Here is a 19645-nt window from a genome sequence, read left to right on the forward strand (position 1 = left end):
AAATATCCGCCAATGAGCCCGACCAAACAAACCTTCGTTACTGCTTTTGCCCTTTTCTCATTATTTTTTGGCGCCGGAAACTTAATTCTCCCTCCCTTTTTAGGATACAATGCAGGAGATGCTTGGTTTTGGGTAATCCTGGGATTCGCCATTTCTGCGGTGATCATTCCCATCATGGCTATTTACGGTCATGCACGGCTTCAAGGAACCATGCTCGATTTCGCCAATAAGGTATCGCCAGCATTTGCCATGGTCTATGCCATTGCAGTATATATCATTTCTATCACGTTGCCTTCACCTAGAACGGCTTCCGTTACCTATGAAATGGCCATCCAGCCCTATTTTTCCATGTCGTCTCTTACCCTGAGTTTTATATACTTCGCCTTGGTATTGGTTTTTGTGTTGAACCGTACCAAGATATTGAGCATCATTGGGAAGTTCCTTACACCTTTAATCATCATCATATTATTGCTCATCATTGGGATTGGTCTATTTGCCGATGTGGAACCTATTCGTGCTACCCTTTTCAATTCACCATTGACAGAAGGAATATTGGAGGGCTATCAAACCTTCGATGCTATTGGAGGCGTGGTCGTAGGAGGTGTCATTGTGATTTCTTTTGCGCTTCAAGGGACCTATAACTATGAAGACAAAAGAAGGATGATTGGTAAGTCGGGATTGTATGCCGGATTGGGATTGCTTTTCATCTATGGAGGTCTCATCGCTTTGGGGGCGTATTATAGCGGAACCCTGGAAATTGAAAACCGTGTAGAATTGCTAACCCTATTAAGTACCAAAACGCTGGGTGATATAGGAACTGCCTTTCTTGCCGTTCTCGTGGCATTGGCTTGTTTTACCACTGCGGTGGGAATTGTGACAGGAGTGGCCGATTTCGTAAAAGGCGTTTTCGGGAATTCCCAAAAGGCCTACATCTTCACAGGTGTCTTGGGATGTATCCTTGGGGTTGTTATCGGTCAGTTCGATGTGCATTATATTATAGACGTAGCGCTTCCCGCCCTTATGTTCATTTACCCCATTACCATTGCCCTTATTTTTCTAAATGTCCTTCCCGAACGGTATCGTCCACGAAGGGTATTTCAAGGTGTGATTCTAGTAACCTTTTTGTTTAGCATTCCCGATTTTTTAGGTTTTCTATTACCAAAAGGGTCTCTTCAATCTATAAAAGATATCATTCCATTTAGCAATGAACATATGGGATGGATACTTCCTGCGCTGCTTGCTTTTGTGCTTTTGAATCTTTTCGGAAATCGTGAAAAAAATACGGCCGAATCCTAAAATTGACGTTTTCGACCTTATTTTTCGAAAACCCCTAATAATCGAAAACGTTGTAGTTTTTTAGGACTGAAATTTTTGTACGTTCAAGGGCATCATTTTTTTGAAATATTCTGAATTTAACCCCCTTCATTTTTTGAAATTTTCAATAAAGGGCACCTCTTTTTGTCAGTATCGTAAATCGCTCATTTTTTATCACTTAAGTGTTGGTTACAAGGGTCGGCTTCTATAGATTTGAAACCATATCAAACACTGAAAATTATGGCAATTACCAAGCAGTACTTGAAAAGCAAACCGGTATGTAAAGTAACCTTTACCGTGCCGGCAGAAGAGGCTCATGAAGTAAAAGTAGTGGGGACCTTCAACGAATGGAATACAGAAGCAACTCCTTTAAAGAAACTAAAGAATGGAAACTTTAAGGGAACCGTAAATTTGGATAAAGACCAGTCATACGAATTTAGATATGTAGTAGACGGTAGTTATACCAACGACGAGCAGGCAGATGCCTATGCTTGGAGCGATTACGCTGCGGCGGAGAACGGTGTGTTGCACCTGTAACAAAAAAGAAACTCCGGACACTGTCCGGAGTTTTTATTTATGAGTTCATCAAGTCTTCGATTTCTTCGGCCTCGATGGGAATATTGCCCATGAGGTTGACAGGATCACCCTGTTGCTGAACGACAACATCGTCCTCCAATCGGATACCGAAACCTTCTTCTGGAATATAAATCCCAGGCTCTACCGTAAATACCATATTGGCTTCTATGGGTTCCCAAAGGATACCGTAGTCATGCGTGTCTAAGCCAATATGATGGGACGTCCCGTGCATGAAGTACTTTTTATAGGCAGGCCAATCGGGATTCTCGTTCTGTACATCGGCCTTATCCAATAATCCCAACCCTAGAAGTTCTGAGGTCATGAGCTTTCCAACCTCTACATGGTATTCTTTCCAAAAAGCACCTGGCACCAACAGTTTAGTGGCCTCATTTTTTACACGATTCACCGCATTGTAAACGTCCTTCTGGCGATCGGTAAATCGTCCATTTACCGGAATGGTACGGGTCATGTCGCTACTGTAATTGGCATATTCGGCACCCACATCCATTAAGATAAGATCCCCATCCTTACACTGCTGATTGTTTTCAATATAGTGTAGAACATTGGCATTGTTACCACTTGCAATGATAGGGGTATAGGCAAATCCTTTGGATCGATTGCACAAAAATTCATGCATGTACTCGGCTTCTATTTCGAATTCCCAAACATTGGGTTTTACAAAATTCAATACCCTGCGGAATCCTTTTTCAGTAATGTTGCAGGCGGTTTGCATCAAATCGATTTCAATAGCATCCTTAACCGATCGTAAACGTTGGAGGATAGGATTACTCTTCGCCCAGCTGTGTGCAGGAAATTTTTCCTTGGTCGCTTTTATGAAACGATCTTCACGGGTTTGGGTTTCTACGGCTTGGCGGTAATGTTCGTTGGTGTTGAAATATACGGTATCGGCTTGCGTCATCAATTCGAAGAAAACCTTATCGAATTCACTGAGCCAATACACGGTTTTTACTCCGCTTACTTCGAAGGCGCGATCCTTGGTTAATTTCTCTCCTTCCCAAACGGCAATATGCTCATTGGTTTCCCTAAGGAAAAGTACTTCGCGATGTTTCTCCTCTGCAGCATCTGGAAATAATACCAAAATACTTTCTTCCTGGTCAACGCCACTCAAGAACAGAATGTCCCTATGCTGATTAAACGGCATGGTACTATCGGCACTCACGGGATAGATGTCATTACTATTGAATACCGCTAAACTACTGGGTTTCATACGCGCCATAAAGTTTTTACGGTTCTTTATATACAGGTTGCGGTCTATGGTATGGTATTTCATGGAATTGTACTTAAAGGATTCGTTCTTCCAAATGTACGCAATGGCGCAAAGAACTACCTAGCCAAATGTCCTTATTTCACGTTTTTCCGAATTCGGCTCATGTGGCGGGTAGAAATGCCCAAAAAAGAAGCGAGATAATGAAGTGGTACTTGTTGCAGTAATTTGGGTTCGTTTTCCAGCATTTTTTGGTAGCGCTCTTCTGGGGTAAGAGTGAGCAGATCGATGCGATAGTCGTCTATTCTATAGATCTGGTTTTCGATGAGGTTGTAATAAAAGGTATAGAATGTAGGGTTATTTTTAAGGAGATATTCAAAAGCATTCAGTTCGATCACCCAAAGATCGCAATCGCTCAGGGCACGGATGTTTTTTCGGGAAGGAGTACGAAACCGAAAGCTTTTCAAAGCAGCAGTGCAGGAATTCCGTAAGGCCAGATAGGTGGTTTTTTCCTCTCCCAAGATGCTTAGGGAATGCTGCAGGATGCCGTTTTCTATGTAACAGAAATAAGGGCATATTTGGCCTTCTTCCACAAAGAAGCTGTTTTTGAAAAGTGATAGGGGGCGGAAGGCGTTCTGAATATCGGAAAGCCCAGATTCCATCGCAGGATTGTCGATGATCGTCTTCAAATAAGTTTCAAAATGTTCTGGAGATCGTTCCATGGTTTCTCGTTCTCGTTACCGAAGGTAAAAAGATTCGGAGAATTGCGGGCTGGGATGTTAAACTTCCCCAAATAATTTTGAAGTATTTTTATCAAACTGTACTTTTCAAGAAGAAAAACCACCAAAATGAAAAAAATACTCTCCATCGCTCTAGGGTTGCTTTCGTATGTCGCATTTTCACAGCAACCGGCAACCCCAGCTTCAGAAGTAGAAAAAGGAATTACCCAAAAGACCGAAATGGCCAAGAATTCTATGGTTAGGAACTTACCTTTCAAAAATATTGGCCCTACCATAATGAGTGGACGTGTGGTCGACTTTGCGGTAAACCCCAACAATCCTATAGAATTCTATGTGGGTTATGCGAGTGGGGGGGTATGGCATACCAAAAACAACGGAACCACCTTCGAACCAGTATTGGATAGCAGCCCGACCCAAAATGTGGGAAGTTTAGCCGTAGATTGGAAGAGTAGAACCATTTGGGTAGGAACCGGAGAGGTGAATTCGTCCCGTTCGTCTTATGCTGGTATTGGTATATTGCAATCTACCGATAATGGTAAGACTTGGAAGAACATGGGACTTAAAGATTCCCATCACATCAGTAAGATCATTATCAATCCCAACAACTCCGACGAGCTGTTGGTAAGTGCCGTGGGGCATTTGTATTCCAAGAACACAGAACGAGGTGTTTATAAAACCATTGATGGCGGGAAGTCTTGGAACAAGACATTATATGTAGATGATCAGAGTGGAATTATTGAAATGGATGTACATCCTTCCAATTTCAATATCGTATATGCTTCCTCTTGGGATAAGGACCGAAAGGCGTGGAACTTCAGGGGAAGTGGTGCAGGAAGTGCCATCTATAAAAGTACCGATGCCGGAAATTCTTGGACTAAGATTTCGGTGGACGGTAGTGGATTCCCAACAGGAGAAGGTGTAGGACGTATTGGTTTGGCAGTAGTAAATGAAAATGTGGTTTATGCCATTCACGACAGTCAGTTCCGTCGCGAAAAGGAGAAGGATGATGAAGAAACTAAGGATGAACTTTCTAAAGACGATTTTAAGACCATGACCAAGGATCAGTTCTTGGCGTTGGATAACAAAAAGCTAGAGCAATTTTTACGCGGCAATCGATTTCAGGACAAGTACAAGGCGGAAAATGTAAAACAAATGATTCGCAGCGGCAGTGCAGAACCCATAGATCTCGCCAAGTATTTGGAAGATGCTAATACATTGTTGTTCGATACTCCAGTGATTGGCGCAGAGGTATATAAAAGTGAGAATGGAGGAAAGACATGGAAAAAGACACACGATGGGTATTTGGATGGATTGTACTACAGTTATGGATACTACTTCGGAAAAATCCACGTAGATCCCAGTAATGCAGATGGTATTTACATTTATGGAGTTCCTATATTAAAGTCTAAAGATGGCGGAAAGTCTTTTACTTCTATTACTGCCGATAACGTTCACGCCGATCATCACGCCCTTTGGATCAACCCTAAACAACCGGGACATCTTATTGATGGGAATGATGGAGGGGTAAACATTTCGTATGACGACGGGGAAAACTGGATTAAGTGCAATACGCCTTCGGTAGGGCAGTTTTATGCTATTAATGTAGACAATGAGAAGCCCTACAATGTGTATGGTGGATTGCAGGATAATGGGGTTTGGGTAGGAGCACATACCTATGAAGAAAGTGTTGAATGGCACCAAAGAGGCCAATATCCTTATGAAGGCATCATGGGCGGTGATGGTATGCAGATAGAAATAGACAACAGAGATAGTAATATTGTGTATACCGGATTTCAGTTCGGGAACTATTTTAGAATTAACCGAAAAGCAGGTCAGAGGAAATATCTCAACATAAAACACGAATTGGGAGAAAACCCCTACCGTTTCAATTGGCAAACACCTATCGAGTTGAGTGATCACAATCAGGATATTCTTTACTTAGGAGGAAACAAATTGATGCGTTCTATGAATCAAGGGGACGATTGGACGGCTATTTCGTTCGATCTTACCCAAGGAGGAAAACCTGGAAATGTCGCTTATGGGACCATTACGAGCTTGAGCGAATCCCCGTTCCAATTCGGATTGATTTACACGGGAAGTGACGATGGCTTGGTGTATGTTACCAAGAATGGAGGAGGTGATTGGAAGAAACTATCCAATTCCTTTCCGAAGGATTTATGGGTAAGTCGTGTCATTGCCTCTAGCCATAAAAAATCGAGGGTGTACGTTACCTTGAATGGTTATCGTTGGGATGATTTTAAACCCTATGTCTATGTTTCTGAAGATTTCGGAGCGACGTGGAAGAACATCAGTTCTAATTTACCCACTTCTCCCGTAAACGTTATTAAGGAGGATCCAGAAAATATGAATGTGTTGTATTTGGGAACGGATAATGGAGCCTACGTATCCTTGGATCGCGGTGTCAATTGGATGCCTTTTGTAGAAGGATTAACGAATGTGGCCTATCATGATTTGGTCATTCAGGAAGAAGCGAAGCATTTGGTGTTGGGAACGCATGGACGTTCTATTTACGTAGGGGATATTTCCTTAATTCAGCAGTTGTCTTCAGATACTATGGGTGAGGTGCTAGTCGCAGGAATAAAGGGAATGAGAGCTTCTGTCCGCTGGGGAAGTACTGGGTTCAATAGTTTCGGAGATCCCTTTGTGCCGGAGATGAATATTCAGTTTTACAGCCCTTCCGATGGAAAAGCTACCCTCACCGTAAGTACAGAAGATGGAGCAGAATTGCAGCAAATGACTCAAGACGCTTCCAGGGGAATTAACATGGCCGTGTATGACCTTACCCTTTCCAAAAAGGGAAGAAAGGCTATGGAGAATGCTGGGAATAAAATAAAGGAAGCGGACAATGGCGAATACTACTTGCCGAAAGGATCTTATAAAGTAGTTGTATCCGTAAATGGCAAGAGCCATGAGCAAATGTTTGAGTTGAAATAGCCCAAGAGCACATACATTAACATTAATCTTGTTGTATGGCTACATATACGGAACAAGTAGATCGAATATGCTATAAGCTTAAGAAAGCCCGAAAGAAGGATACGGGGTATAAAGTATTTGGTTCTTCTCACCATAAGTATAAAATCGGGAAAGTCATTGCCGAAAGTGAAGTTAGCTCGTTTGAGGAAAAGTATAAGGTAGCATTACCTGAATGCTATAAAAGTTTTGTTACGAGAATAGGTAATGGCGGTGTATCCCATTCTAATTCTGCTGCGGGGCCTTTTTATGGCATTTATCCCTTTGCCGAAAATATACATGAGATTGTGGTTCCGGCTAAAATATTTTTATCTAATGAAGTAAAAATCTACCCCAATATGAGTGATGCGTATTGGGATGAACTTACGTATAGGGTTGAGAATGATGAGGACATTTCGGAGAATGATTACGATGAAGAATTAAGTAAGATTTTTGGTGGGATTTTACCTATTGGCTCGCAGGGATGTTCTTACGTGCACGGATTAGTGTTGCAAGGAGTAAATAAAGGGAAAGTGGTTAATTTGGATATTTCCTTACAAAAACCTCAATTTACCTTTGAGGATAATTTTTTGGATTGGTATGAGCGCTGGTTGGACGAGGTAATATCGGGAAAACTTATTAACGATGGACCAAATTGGTTTGGTTATTCAGAACGATCTTTGGAAGATATTCAAAATCGGGAAGCCTTGGATGATCAAATTGAAGACTCGAACGGTCAAATAAAAGAAAGTAAGAAGCGAAAGTGGTTTGAGATATGGAAATAAGTAAACAAATCATATAAAAAGAACTCCGAATCTTTCCGGGGTTTTTTTATGCCCAAAACCCTCTTTTTGGATTCAGTCTAAATAAGGTAAAAATGGGTAATTTTTTGGCAATCGCTCATTTGAGACGTAAATTTGCAATTCAAAATTTTGAAAAGAAAACCATAATGGGAATCAACTCATCTTCCATCGCCCGGAAAGTAGCCATGGCACTCTCGGGACTGTTTCTAGTTTTTTTCTTAGCACAACATTTCACCATTAATTTAACCTCGGTTTTTTCGCCGGATACCTTTAACGAATGGTCCCATTTTATGGGAACGAATCGGTTGGTGCAAGCATTATTGCAGCCGATCCTTATTTTCGGTGTGATTTTCCACTTCGTAATGGGCTTCATCCTTGAGATCAAGAATCGTAATGCTCGAAATGTAAAGTATGCTTCTTACAAAGGAGGTGCAAATGCCTCTTGGGCATCGAGAAATATGATTATTTCCGGTATAGTAGTACTTGCCTTCTTGGTGTTACACTTTATCGATTTCTGGATTCCAGAAATCAATACCAAATACATCGTAGGGGATATGTCCGGTATGCATGATGGTGAGTTTAGATACTACCATGAATTGCAGGAGAAATTCGTAAGCCCTTTGCGTGTAGGTGCCTATGTACTTGCTTTTGCCTTGTTGGCATTGCACCTATGGCATGGATTCGCAAGTTCCTTCCAAAGTGTTGGATTCAACAATAAATATTCTAAGGCACTGACCAAATTTGCAAAGGTGTATGCGATTGTGATTCCGCTTGGATTCATTTTCATCGCCTTGTTTCACCACCTAAATCATAACCACTAATAAAGGAAGCTATGTCAGTACAAGATTCAAAATTGCCCAAAGGACCACTAGCCGAAAAGTGGACAAAACATAAAAACGAAATCAATCTCGTAAACCCTGCCAACAAGCGTAATATAGACGTGATCGTTGTAGGGACAGGTTTGGCTGGAGGAAGTGCCGCTGCTACCTTGGCCGAATTGGGATATAACGTAAAGACTTTCTGCTATCAAGATTCCCCACGTAGAGCACACTCTATTGCCGCTCAGGGAGGAATCAATGCAGCCAAAAACTATCAGGGAGACGGAGACTCCACCTATCGTTTGTTTTACGATACCATTAAAGGGGGTGACTACCGTTCCCGGGAAGAAAATGTATACCGACTTGCTGAGGTTTCTGCCAATATTATCGACCAATGTGTGGCGCAAGGAGTTCCTTTTGCCCGCGAATATGGCGGATTGTTAGACAACCGTTCCTTTGGAGGGGTGCTAGTATCGCGTACCTTCTATGCGAAGGGACAAACGGGACAACAATTATTGCTAGGGGCTTACTCTGCTATGAACCGTCAAATTAACCGTGGGAAAATACAATCCTATAACCGACATGAAATGTTGGATTTGGTGGTGGTTGGCGGAAAAGCGCGAGGAATCATTGCTCGTGATCTGGTAACCGGTGAAATTGAAAGACATTCAGCTCACGCAGTAGTGATTGCTACAGGTGGATACGGAAATGTATTCTTCCTGTCTACCAATGCGATGGGAAGTAACGTAACCGCTTCTTGGAAAATTCATAAAAGAGGGGCCTACTTTGCCAACCCATGTTACACTCAGATTCACCCGACCTGTATTCCTGTTTCTGGAGATCACCAATCGAAACTTACTTTGATGTCCGAGTCACTTCGTAACGACGGACGAATTTGGGTGCCCAAGAAAAAAGAGGATGCCATTGCCATTCGCGAAGGGAAAAAGAAACCCACAGAATTGAGCGAAGAAGAGCGCGATTACTATCTAGAGCGTCGCTATCCTTCCTTCGGTAACTTAGTGCCAAGGGACGTAGCTTCTAGAGCTGCTAAAGAGCGTTGTGATGCTGGTTTTGGTGTAAATAAAACAGGAGAGGCTGTGTATTTGGATTTCTCCAGTGCTATCATGCGCTACGGGAAAGAGCAGGCGGCCATTCAAAAAATTGAGAACCCAAGTGAGGAAGTGATCCGTGGATTTGGAGAAAAGGTGGTCGAAAACAAATACGGAAACCTTTTCCAGATGTACGAGAAGATCGTAGATGAGAATCCGTACAAAACCCCAATGATGATTTATCCTGCGGTACACTACACTATGGGTGGTATTTGGGTAGATTATAACTTACAGACGACTATCCCAGGATGCTATGCGGCTGGGGAGGCGAATTTTAGCGATCACGGAGCAAACCGATTGGGAGCTTCTGCATTGATGCAAGGATTGGCCGACGGATATTTTGTACTACCTTACACTATTGGAGATTACCTTTCTCACGATATTAGAACCGGAGCAATTTCTACTGACCTGCCCGAGTTCGAGGAGGCCGAGAAGAATGTTAGGAATCAATTGGAAAAATTGATCAACAACAACGGAACAAAGAGTGTGGATCATTTCCATAAACGCCTGGGAAAAATCATGTGGAACCAGGTTGGGATGGCGCGTAATGAAAAAGGATTGACCGCGGCAATTGCCGAAATCAAATCTTTACGTGAAGAATTCTATAAAGAGGTACGTGTTCCTGGAGAAATGAACGAAATGAACCCAGAATTGGAAAAAGCCATGCGTGTTGCCGATTTCCTGGAACTTGGGGAATTGTTTGCCAAGGATGCCCTGCACAGAAACGAATCTTGCGGAGGCCACTTTAGGGAAGAGTATCAGACCGAAGAAGGGGAAGCCCTTAGGGATGACGAAAACTTTATGTACGTTGCTGCTTGGGAATACAAAGGAGAGCCAAGCGATGCGGTATTGCATAAGGAGCACTTGGAGTACGATAATATTGAAGTAAAAACTAGAAGTTACAAATAAACATACAGCTATGAAGTTAACCTTAAAAATTTGGAGACAAAAGAATGCGACGGCCAAAGGAAGTATGCAAACTTATCCTATCGATGGGATCGATGGCGATATGTCTTTCTTGGAAATGCTGGATGTTTTAAATACGGAACTCATTGAAAAAGGAGAAGAGCCTGTAGTATTCGATCACGACTGTCGTGAAGGAATTTGCGGTGCTTGTTCCCTACAGATTAATGGAGAGCCTCATGGACCAGACAGATTAGTTACTACTTGCCAGTTGCACATGCGTAAGTTTAATGATGGAGATACCATTGTTATTGAACCATTTCGTGCGAAGGCATTCCCGGTAATTAAGGACCTAATGGTAGATCGTAGTGCTTTCGATCGCATTCAACAAGCAGGAGGATACATATCTGTAAACACCTCTGGAAATACGATCGATGCAAATGCCATTCCTGTTGAAAAGGAAGATGCCGATGCTGCATTTAACGCTGCCACCTGCATTGGTTGTGGAGCTTGTGTTGCTGCTTGTAAAAATGCAAGTGCGATGCTATTTACCTCTGCCAAGGTGAGCCAGTATGCACTATTGCCACAAGGAAGGGTAGAAGCTACGCGCCGTGTGCTTAATATGGTAGAGCAGATGGACAAAGAAGGATTTGGTAACTGTACCAATACCGGAGCTTGTGAAGTAGAATGTCCTAAGGGAATTTCTCTGGAGAACATTGCGAGAATGAACCGAGAATACCTTACGGCTAGTTTTAAAGGATAGACAGTTTTAGATATACTTATATATTATCCCGGACCTTTGGTTCGGGATTTTTTTATCTGTTTTGTACTTTTAAAGAGTCGTGGAATACAAAGAAGACAAAATAAAAGTACCTAGGTTCGAAGAAGAGGCGGGGTTTTATACTACTAAAAAACGTTCTAGGATTATGAGTAAGATTCGGGCGAAGGATACAAAGCCCGAAATGCGCTTTAGAAGGGCGCTATGGGCTCGAGGGATTCGATATCGGGTAAATGCGAAACGACTTCCCGGTAAGCCAGACGTTTCCATCTTAAAATACAAATTGGCCGTTTTTATCGATGGTGAATTTTGGCACGGCTATGACTGGGATGTAAAAAGGGAAACCATTAAAAGCAATCGCGGATTCTGGATTCCAAAAATTGAGCGAAACATTCAGAAGGATCAGGAAGTAAATCGGCAGTTACAAGAAATGGGCTTTACGGTATTCCGGTTTTGGGCAGGTGAAATTAAAAATGATGTAAACACCTGTGTAAACGACGTCGTGGGTTACATTAAATCCTACCCGTATTTGGCTAGATAGCCTGTAAATGATTTTTGTTTTCCCGGTGGCGCAGATTCTTCAAAATCGTTTGTATGAACTGATTTACATCGTATGGTTTTACAATGATATCATTCATACCCGATTGATAGATCTTATGACGCATTTCCTCTATTTCTACTGCCGTTAATGCGATGATTGGTAGGAATTCGTCGAATTCGCGAATCGAAGCGGTCGCCTGTATTCCATCCATAATGGGCATATTGATGTCCATAAGTACTAAGTCGAATTTTTTGGACTTGACCATGTCTACCGCTTTTTGACCATTATCGGCGATGGTACAAACCACCCCTTCTTTTTCCAGGATCTTTTGGGTAACGATTTGATTAATGCGGTTGTCTTCTACGATGAGAATTTGTTTTTCCTCTAGGATCGTAATATCAATAAGGGTAGAGGCATCTTCCTTTGGAGCTTCTTTTGCATCGGCAATTCCATATACCAAAGAGAAGCGGAAGGTTGATCCTTTGCCTAATTCACTTTCCACTTCCAGATCGGAATTGGATAGGGCTAATAACTTCTTAACAATAGGCAGTCCCAAACCAGTACCTTGATAATTGTATTCTTGGGAGGCAGCTTGCGAAAACTCTTCAAAAATGGTGGTGATTTTCTCCTTGGCGATCCCAATTCCATTATCGGCAATATCAAATTGAACATCCACATGATTTTCTGAAACTTGATGGGCTCTGGCAGAAACCTGAATAACTCCATTCTCGGTAAATTTCACAGCGTTTCCAATCAGATTCATCAGGATTTGAGATAAACGCAACGGATTCCCAGAGATCATGGTTGGAATGGTCGGGTCCACATAAATCTTGATCAGGTTTTTGTTTTGAATCTTCATGTATTCGAAAGAAGAAACAATGGTTTCCAATAATTCCTTGAGATTGAATGCCGAGTGTGAATCCTCCATATTGTTGGAGTCAATCTTATTAATTTGAAGCACATCGTTGATTAGTGCCAATAGATAATCTGCCGAGAATTTTAGGGATTTTAAATCCTTTTCATGGGCTTTAAGCTCATCGTTTTCCATAAGGATAGTACTTAGCCCAATCACCCCATAGAGCGGCGTTCGCAATTCATGACTCACGGTAGAAAAGAAATTACTCTTGGCCGTTGCATATTTTTCCGATTGTTCCTTGGCCTGAAGGTACGCTTGATTTTTGTCCTTTAAAAGAAGCACCAATTGCTTCCTTCTTCTAAAAGCCATCCATAAAACGACAAGTAAAGAAATTACCCCTATTGAAGTGGCGATGAGGATTTTGTTCAGCAAACTTTTACTCCTCACTTTTTCTGCCTGGAGCTTATTTTGCAATTCGGCCTCCATGATGCCCCTTCGGTATTCATTAACTTGGAATTTGGCAGACATGGCTTCCACCTCCGCAGAAGTCATTTTCAGTAGATTTTTCTCAAAGTGGTCTTCGTATTTCTTTCGTAGCTCTAAGGATTCTTCAAATTTTCCTTGACCGGCCAAACTTTCACTAAAGTCGTAATAAATATTCTCCAACTCGGCAGTATAGTTCCCCTCTTCGGCCCATTTCATAGCTCTGTTTAGATAGATATCGGCCATTTCATAGTTTTCCTTTTCCAGATAATACTGACCGTATAATGCTTCTACAGTAATGCGAAATGCTGGGTGCGGATCGTGCTTAACGAGCTTCTTCACCTTTACCAAACTTAAAAACGCCTGATTGTATTCCTTGGCTTCCAAGGCAGTGATGATCTTATTGTAATGCGCTTTGGCAAGATAAGAGGAATCCCTTAATGCTTCGAAGGCCCTAATCGATTTGTTGTGATACTCAAGGGCTACATCGGTTTTGTTGTACAGGTTGCTGTTTATATTCGCCAAGTCCATATAGGTAATGGCCATGGCTGTGTCGTTTTTGGCAACTTGCGCAAACTTTTCGGCTTTCTTAAAACTTTCCAAGGCCAAAATACTATCGTTTAGGGCCATATAATCGTATCCTAAATGACGGTACCCTTTATAGATGTAGGCAGTTTTATTGCTGATAAGCGCATTTTTAAGAAGCTCGATATTTACTCCTAAAGAAGCCTTATAATCACCATCTAAATAATAGGTGTTTGAAGAGTCAACAAGTTTTTCGAAATACGTCGTGCTAAGCAAATAGGAATCTCGCTCCTGCGCAGATGTACCTTGGGATAAGGCAATTGCGGGGCATAAACAAAGCAGTATGAAACAGAAGTTCCGTACCATGTTCGAGGTTAAGTTTATAAAATTCGGGTGGTGCAATGTACGGATTTTCTTTCAATTAGCTAAATTTTGGGTCAAATCTTGCCCATAAGAAGGCCTTCGTTTAATTTTATCGGCTATGATCATATCCAAACTTCCCAACGTTACTACCACCATTTTTACTGTGATGAGTAAAATGGCCAAAGACTATGGCGCCATTAATTTGTCGCAAGGATTTCCCGATTTTCCAAGTGATTCATTATTAACTCAATATGTGAGTGAAGCCATGGATGCGGGGCACAATCAATATGCTCCTATGCAAGGGGATCTGGGCTTACGAGAGATCATTACCCAGAAAACGCAATCACTATATGGAAGAACGTACGACCCCAATACAGAGATCACCATTACAGCAGGGGCGACGCAGGCTATTTTCACTGCAATTGCGGCTACCATTAACAAGGGAGATGAGGTCATTGTATTTAGTCCAGCCTACGATTGTTACGAACCGGCCATAGAGTTGTTTGGCGGAATTAGTGTGCCCATTCAACTACGGCCTCCGAGTTATGCTCCCGATTGGGATAAGGTTGCCCATCATATTACCGACAGGACCAAAATGATTATGGTCAATACACCGCACAATCCCAGTGGAGCCATTCTTTCCGAAGACGATATGCTGCAACTTCAGGCGTTGGCCGAGAAGCATAATCTTTGGGTCATAAGTGACGAGGTATATGAGCATATTATTTTCGATGGACATGCACATCAAAGCGCAGCGCGTTTCGAAGGCCTTTCTAAGCGTTCCTTTATTACAGCTTCCTTTGGAAAAACCTTTCACAATACCGGTTGGAAAATGGGCTATTGTTTGGCACCCGAGCCTTTAATGAGCGAATTTCAGAAAGTACACCAGTACAATGTGTTCTCTGTGCACCATCCGGCACAAAAAGGATTGGCAAAGTACCTTCAGAAGGAGTCACACTATTTGAGTTTGCCCGTCTTCTACCAACAGAAACGTGATGCTCTGTTGCATCTCATCAAAGATTCCCGTTTCAACATCCTTCCGGCGAAAGGAACCTATTTTCAGTTATTGGATTATTCGGCTATTTCGGATGAAGGCGATGTTGCTTTTGCTGAACGTTTGACCAAGGAGCATGGCCTCGCTACCATCCCGACTTCCGTATTCAATAAAAACCAGGAGGATTTCAAACAGATTCGGGTGTGTTTTGCGAAAAAAGAAGAGACCCTTACTGCCGCCGCCAATATTTTGAACGGATTATGATAAGAAAAATATAAATCGTTTGTCGATCTGAGGGCGGAACACTACATTTATCCTACTGCTTTTTAAATGCTTCCTCTATGAGTGCACCCTTGTTCGACGCGATACGAAATGATGATCTGGAAACGGTTTCTACCCTGTTGAAATCGCAACCCGGAATGGTAACTTCAAAAGACCCAAGAGGGTCCACTCCTTTGTTATTGGCCACCTACTACGGATATAAAGGCATTGCCGAAGAATTGTTGAAACATCCTCAGGATGTGGACGTTCAAGATGCTTCTGGCAATACGGCACTTATGGGTGTATGTTTCAAAGGCTATGAGGAGATTGCCCAATTGCTTATCGATCATGGTGCCAATGTGAATCAGACCAATTTTAACGGCGCTACAGCATTGATTTTTGCGGCTACTTTTGCACGAACAGGTTTGGTACAACTGTTATTGGAAAATGGAGCGGATCCTACGATGAAGGACGATCGTGGTAATACGGCTGCAGATCATGCCAAGATGCAGGGTGTTGAGGCAATTGTAGAACTATTAAACGGAATGGAGTGAGCGACACATTAAATGTAACCATCATTCAATCCCATCTTCATTGGGAGAATGCCGAGGCCAACAGAGCGATGTTTTCGGAAAAGTTGGTATCCATTCCCGAAGGGACCGATCTCGTTATTTTACCAGAAATGTTTACTACGGGCTTCACCATGAACGCGACACCCCTGGCCGAAACTATGGAAGGGAATACGATTGCTTGGATGAAACAAGAAGCCATTCGCAGCAAAGCTGCCATTATGGGTAGTATCATTATTGAAGAAGAAGGCAACTATTACAACCGACTCATCTTCATGGATGAAAAAGGGGAATGGCAATCGTACGATAAAAGGCACACCTTTACCCTGGCAGGCGAACATAAAACCTATACACGAGGCGAAGCGCATTTGTTGTTGGAATACAAGGGATGGAAAATAAATCCCCTTATTTGTTACGATCTCCGTTTTCCGGTATGGGCAAGGAACACCCAGAATTATGACCTCCTCATTTATGTAGCCAATTGGCCTAAGCGGCGTATTGTGGCTTGGGATGCCCTGTTAAAAGCAAGAGCCATTGAGAATATGGCGTATTGCATTGGGGTGAACCGCGTAGGATTGGATGGCAACGGCCACGAGTATGTTGGGCACAGTGCCGTATATGATGTATTGGGGGAGCAAGTATCCACAGAAGATTTTGAAAAAGAGTTTGTAGAACACCTTGTGCTTTCCAAAGAACACATAGAGAAAAACCGAAGGCATCTTCAGTTCTTAAATGACAGGGATGCTTTTAGTCTAGAATAAAAGTTTCTGGCAGACTCCAGTTAGCACGGACCTCGATGGGTTTAGGATAGTACGCCACTTCTTCGGGCTGTACCTTCATTAAATAATTACCTGTATCCCAACTTCCATTTTCGTTTTCATCGTAGATAATCCGAATGTAGTAGTTGTCGGGTTCCAAAAAGTCGAAAAAGGAAGGAGCGTCTTCGGCCGAAGTGATGTAATTGCTACGGATCAATTTGTATTTACTATCTACCAATTCCACTATGATAGGGAATTTTTTCGCATTCTGAAGGGTAAAGGTAATGGTGCCATAATCGGCTTCCGTTTGCGTCCTAAAATTATATGCCAAGGTATCCAGGCTCTTGTTGCCATAGAAATCGGTAAAGGCTTCTGGAAGGATTTGAACGCTGTAAAGTTGGTCCACTTGCTTTTCAAAAATTAAGGAAGCCACATTGTAGCGTTCATCTATATAGGTGGTGACGGGTATTTGCATGGAATCCTTGTCCATGACCGTAATCTTTTCTGTATCCAAGGCCACCAACGGATTGTTCCCTTTTAGCTTAATACTGTCTCTAGGGATGACAGTTCCTGGGCTCACTTTCGATATTTTCAAGGTATCCAGATAAAGGTCTTTCATGACCACTGTTAATGTGTCCAGTTGCTCGCGATTCTGGGCCAAGAATTGAAGGGTGTCGGTAGTTGTTTCAAACTCAAAAGGAGGCTTAAAGAAGTAATTCAAGGTATCGGTAGCCGATTCCCAATAGGTTTTGTATTCGTATCCTTCGGGCAAATCGAACAAGGGAGTAAGCTTTAACGAATCTACATTTCCTTCGTATCCAAAGATGATTCTTTGCTTGCTTGGATAATTAGGGCGGGCCATGCGGTATTCCAGAACCTCTTTGAACATTTTAATCTGGAAGGAACTATCGGTTGGCGTACTTACGACACCCTCTATAAACCCAATTTTGTCGGTTTTGGGTTGAAAGATATAATCGTTCACGCTTTCCTGTAAGGCTACCAAGAGAAAGTTACCTTCCTTTATATTGGTAAGTTTGTATGCATAGGTAGAATCTCTTGTGGTGGTGATATAGGTTGGCTTTTCTAGGTAGACGATGGAATCTGTAAAGGCTTCGTTTCGTTCGTACAACATAACGGTAACCGGGTCCTTCGATTTCAATAACAGCGCATCCTTTATAGTTCCTTCTACGGTGAGACTGTCGATAAAGTCACCCGTTGAGAATACATATTTATAGTAGTCGAAACTGTTATCCTCGTTATTGTCTACGATACTTTTCCCAAAGTTGAAAGAGTAGGTGGTGTTTTCCTTTAATGTATCCTGAATCTGAATCTTCAACACTTTAGAAGTACTCAAAGGTGTAATTACAGGCTGGTTGGTAAAGGGAGGGGATACGATTAAATTACTCTGAAGGTCTTTCAGTTTAATGTACTCGTCGAAATAAATTCGAATTTCATCTCCTTCATATAAAGTGCTGTAGTTCTCAGGATTGCTTTTTATGATCACTGGCGGAATGGAATCCTTGGGACCTCCCGAAGGGGTTCCCCTCTTGGCACATTGCGAAAAAAGCAGGATACAGCCGAAAACCAATAAGAAATGTAGGAGTTGCCTATTCATCGCCGCAAAATTAAAGAAATTGTATTAGGCAATAACGGCTTTTTGTCAATACTATTAAGTTACCCCTTATAAATTCTAAAATCTGTCTGTACTTGGCTTCTTGTCAATAGTTCCCTGTCGGATTTCACGACTTGTTACGGAATGAACTCCGAAAGCGTGCCTCAAATTCGAAAAAATCATTAAGTTAGGGGGCAAAAAAAAGAACTCAACCGCCTGTGAAACAACCTCAAAAGCTTCCGTGGGGAGAAGAAATGGAAAGGTGAAAAAGGAAAAGGATTGGGATCCCAAATAGTTTGAATTATGAACACTGACACGAAAGACGTTCGAAGCGCTATTATTGACACTGCCTCACAACTGTTCTACAAAAACGGATACAATAATACAGGAATAGACGAGATCCTTACGGAGGCAAATATTAATGAAAAAACCCTGAATACGTATTTTGATTCGAAAGAAGAAATATGCCTTGCCCATCTAAAGCATAGGAATGAAGAGTTTTCAAAACAAGTATTTTCTTACACACAACAAGCACCGGAGGGTAAGGATAGAATCCTAGCCGTGTTTAATTTTTTGGAACTTTTTTATAAGATGGAAGAGTTTAATGGGTGCTGGTCGGTCAAGGTGTTGTCCGAACTTCCTCCCAATAACATTGTGTTACGATCTGAAATCATGTCGCAAAAAAAGGGTTTACTCGGTTTCATTGAAACACTGCTGGTTGAAAACGCACAAAAGGGTTCCAAGGAAGACTTCAAAACACTGGCACAAAGAATATATCTGCTATTAGAAGGAGCAGTAGCCCAAAGTAATATTCACAAGGAAGAATGGCCCATCGTACAGGCCAAGGAAATGTGCCGCAATCTTTTGAAGGATTTCTAATGACCTTTTTTGAACGGGTTTGTTAAGCAATCGCAATCGTGGCAATACTAATTTTAGCGCCAGAATCTTTCAATAATTGCGTGGCGCAGGATTCTAGAGTGGCTCCTGTCGTAATGATATCGTCTACCAATAAAATGTGCTTGTTTCGAAGTGGGTCTGCGTTGGGCACGGTAAAGATTTCATCCGTTCCAAATCGGGTAATCCGTTTTTTAAATACCTGCGAATTGGTTTTAGAAGTCTTTAGCAGGACCTTTTCAGAAAAAGGAACCTCCAAGGCCTTTGCGATTTCCATTCCGAATCCTGTAACTTGATTATATCCCCTTTTCCTTCGCTTCTGTCTGTGTATGGGTACTGGAATCACCATATCAATATCCCCATAGCTTTCTATGGTTTGCAATTCGCTCCCTAACCACTCCCCAAAAAAGGGCGAAATTTTTTCTTGTCCACGATATTTTAGGTTATGCAAAATCTCCTGCGTTATACCATTTTTTTGAAACCGAAATAGAGCGGTAGCCTCGACCAAAGGAAACCTTCCATAGAAGATATTTCTCATACTTGGGTCGCCAGA

At 42.0% G+C, this 19645-nt stretch carries 17 protein-coding genes; 12 read left to right on the forward strand and 5 right to left on the reverse strand.

Annotation, left to right across the window (positions count from 1 at the left end):
* Positions 1-12 precede the first annotated feature (12 nt).
* Positions 13-1296 (forward strand): branched-chain amino acid transport system II carrier protein, encoded by a 1284-nt coding sequence (gene brnQ, locus POV27_RS01045; RefSeq protein WP_272860869.1) that lies wholly within the window; start codon positions 13-15, stop codon positions 1294-1296.
* A gap of 258 nt (positions 1297-1554) precedes the next feature.
* Complete coding sequence (locus POV27_RS01050; RefSeq protein WP_272860870.1) at positions 1555-1851, forward strand: isoamylase early set domain-containing protein; 297 nt, start codon at positions 1555-1557, stop codon at positions 1849-1851.
* A gap of 37 nt (positions 1852-1888) precedes the next feature.
* Here the strand turns inward: POV27_RS01050 and POV27_RS01055 are convergent, their stop codons facing one another.
* Entirely contained in the window at positions 1889-3181 is a 1293-nt protein-coding gene (locus POV27_RS01055; protein WP_272860871.1) for an aminopeptidase P family protein, read from the reverse strand.
* Positions 3182-3252: 71 nt separating this feature from the next.
* The gene (locus tag POV27_RS01060; RefSeq protein WP_272860872.1) at positions 3253-3837 is read right to left on the reverse strand and encodes a Crp/Fnr family transcriptional regulator; all 585 of its coding nucleotides are present in this window, start codon (positions 3835-3837) and stop codon (positions 3253-3255) included.
* A 126-nt stretch (positions 3838-3963) separates the two neighbouring features.
* Between POV27_RS01060 and POV27_RS01065 the strand changes: the two genes are divergently transcribed.
* The 6 genes from POV27_RS01065 (at position 3964) to POV27_RS01090 (ending at position 11777) form a co-directional block, all read left to right on the forward strand.
* Entirely contained in the window at positions 3964-6810 is a 2847-nt protein-coding gene (locus POV27_RS01065; protein ID WP_272860873.1) for a WD40/YVTN/BNR-like repeat-containing protein, read from the forward strand.
* Positions 6811-6845: 35 nt separating this feature from the next.
* Positions 6846-7610: an SMI1/KNR4 family protein gene (locus tag POV27_RS01070; protein WP_272860874.1), complete on the forward strand. Its 765-nt coding sequence runs from the start codon at positions 6846-6848 to the stop codon at positions 7608-7610.
* Between the two features lie 164 nt (positions 7611-7774).
* Positions 7775-8449, forward strand: coding sequence for a succinate dehydrogenase cytochrome b subunit (locus tag POV27_RS01075; RefSeq protein ID WP_272860875.1), 675 nt, complete (start codon positions 7775-7777; stop codon positions 8447-8449).
* A gap of 11 nt (positions 8450-8460) precedes the next feature.
* A complete protein-coding gene (locus POV27_RS01080) occupies positions 8461-10464 on the forward strand; it encodes a fumarate reductase/succinate dehydrogenase flavoprotein subunit (RefSeq protein ID WP_272860876.1) in 2004 nt (667 codons plus the stop codon).
* Between the two features lie 10 nt (positions 10465-10474).
* Positions 10475-11221 (forward strand): succinate dehydrogenase/fumarate reductase iron-sulfur subunit, encoded by a 747-nt coding sequence (locus tag POV27_RS01085; RefSeq protein ID WP_272860877.1) that lies wholly within the window; start codon positions 10475-10477, stop codon positions 11219-11221.
* A gap of 79 nt (positions 11222-11300) precedes the next feature.
* Positions 11301-11777, forward strand: coding sequence for a very short patch repair endonuclease (locus tag POV27_RS01090; RefSeq protein ID WP_272860878.1), 477 nt, complete (start codon positions 11301-11303; stop codon positions 11775-11777).
* On the opposite strand, the gene POV27_RS01095 is transcribed toward POV27_RS01090, so the two are convergent.
* Positions 11770-14007, reverse strand: a complete 2238-nt coding sequence (locus POV27_RS01095; protein ID WP_272860879.1) for a response regulator — start codon at positions 14005-14007, stop codon at positions 11770-11772. The genes POV27_RS01090 and POV27_RS01095 overlap by 8 nt on opposite strands.
* A 115-nt stretch (positions 14008-14122) precedes the next feature.
* Here POV27_RS01095 and POV27_RS01100 point away from each other — a divergent pair, with 115 nt between their 5' ends.
* From POV27_RS01100 to POV27_RS01110, 3 genes are all read left to right on the forward strand, one after another.
* Entirely contained in the window at positions 14123-15262 is a 1140-nt protein-coding gene (locus POV27_RS01100; protein WP_272860880.1) for a methionine aminotransferase, read from the forward strand.
* Between the two features lie 77 nt (positions 15263-15339).
* Positions 15340-15813, forward strand: coding sequence for an ankyrin repeat domain-containing protein (locus POV27_RS01105; protein WP_272860881.1), 474 nt, complete (start codon positions 15340-15342; stop codon positions 15811-15813).
* The gene (locus POV27_RS01110) at positions 15810-16589 is read left to right on the forward strand and encodes an amidohydrolase (protein WP_272860882.1); all 780 of its coding nucleotides are present in this window, start codon (positions 15810-15812) and stop codon (positions 16587-16589) included. The genes POV27_RS01105 and POV27_RS01110 overlap by 4 nt, the downstream gene beginning before the upstream one ends.
* On the opposite strand, the gene POV27_RS01115 is transcribed toward POV27_RS01110, so the two are convergent.
* A complete protein-coding gene (locus POV27_RS01115; RefSeq protein ID WP_272860883.1) occupies positions 16576-18201 on the reverse strand; it encodes an Ig-like domain-containing domain in 1626 nt (541 codons plus the stop codon). The two genes, POV27_RS01110 and POV27_RS01115, sit on opposite strands and share 14 nt — an antisense overlap.
* 300 nt (positions 18202-18501) lie before the next feature.
* Here POV27_RS01115 and POV27_RS01120 point away from each other — a divergent pair, with 300 nt between their 5' ends.
* Positions 18502-19077 (forward strand): TetR/AcrR family transcriptional regulator, encoded by a 576-nt coding sequence (locus POV27_RS01120; protein ID WP_272860884.1) that lies wholly within the window; start codon positions 18502-18504, stop codon positions 19075-19077.
* A gap of 22 nt (positions 19078-19099) precedes the next feature.
* On the opposite strand, the gene POV27_RS01125 is transcribed toward POV27_RS01120, so the two are convergent.
* Positions 19100-19630, reverse strand: a complete 531-nt coding sequence (locus POV27_RS01125; RefSeq protein ID WP_272860885.1) for a ComF family protein — start codon at positions 19628-19630, stop codon at positions 19100-19102.
* Positions 19631-19645 lie beyond the last annotated feature (15 nt).

It is taken from the genome of Aureisphaera galaxeae (assembly GCF_028561275.1).
In the GTDB taxonomy this organism is placed as follows: domain Bacteria; phylum Bacteroidota; class Bacteroidia; order Flavobacteriales; family Flavobacteriaceae; genus Aureisphaera; species Aureisphaera galaxeae.

Bases quoted from the DNA above. Each gene is read 5' to 3' on its own strand.
- brnQ (WP_272860869.1), top strand. From the start codon at position 13: ATGAGCCCGACCAAACAAACCTTCGTTACTGCTTTTGCCCTTTTCTCA.
- POV27_RS01050 (WP_272860870.1), top strand. From the start codon at position 1,555: ATGGCAATTACCAAGCAGTACTTGAAAAGCAAACCGGTATGTAAAGTA.
- POV27_RS01055 (WP_272860871.1), bottom strand. From the start codon at position 3,181: ATGAAATACCATACCATAGACCGCAACCTGTATATAAAGAACCGTAAA.
- POV27_RS01060 (WP_272860872.1), bottom strand. From the start codon at position 3,837: ATGGAACGATCTCCAGAACATTTTGAAACTTATTTGAAGACGATCATC.
- POV27_RS01065 (WP_272860873.1), top strand. From the start codon at position 3,964: ATGAAAAAAATACTCTCCATCGCTCTAGGGTTGCTTTCGTATGTCGCA.
- POV27_RS01070 (WP_272860874.1), top strand. From the start codon at position 6,846: ATGGCTACATATACGGAACAAGTAGATCGAATATGCTATAAGCTTAAG.
- POV27_RS01075 (WP_272860875.1), top strand. From the start codon at position 7,775: ATGGGAATCAACTCATCTTCCATCGCCCGGAAAGTAGCCATGGCACTC.
- POV27_RS01080 (WP_272860876.1), top strand. From the start codon at position 8,461: ATGTCAGTACAAGATTCAAAATTGCCCAAAGGACCACTAGCCGAAAAG.
- POV27_RS01085 (WP_272860877.1), top strand. From the start codon at position 10,475: ATGAAGTTAACCTTAAAAATTTGGAGACAAAAGAATGCGACGGCCAAA.
- POV27_RS01095 (WP_272860879.1), bottom strand. From the start codon at position 14,007: ATGGTACGGAACTTCTGTTTCATACTGCTTTGTTTATGCCCCGCAATT.
- POV27_RS01100 (WP_272860880.1), top strand. From the start codon at position 14,123: ATGATCATATCCAAACTTCCCAACGTTACTACCACCATTTTTACTGTG.
- POV27_RS01105 (WP_272860881.1), top strand. From the start codon at position 15,340: ATGAGTGCACCCTTGTTCGACGCGATACGAAATGATGATCTGGAAACG.
- POV27_RS01115 (WP_272860883.1), bottom strand. From the start codon at position 18,201: ATGAATAGGCAACTCCTACATTTCTTATTGGTTTTCGGCTGTATCCTG.
- POV27_RS01120 (WP_272860884.1), top strand. From the start codon at position 18,502: ATGAACACTGACACGAAAGACGTTCGAAGCGCTATTATTGACACTGCC.
- POV27_RS01125 (WP_272860885.1), bottom strand. From the start codon at position 19,630: ATGAGAAATATCTTCTATGGAAGGTTTCCTTTGGTCGAGGCTACCGCT.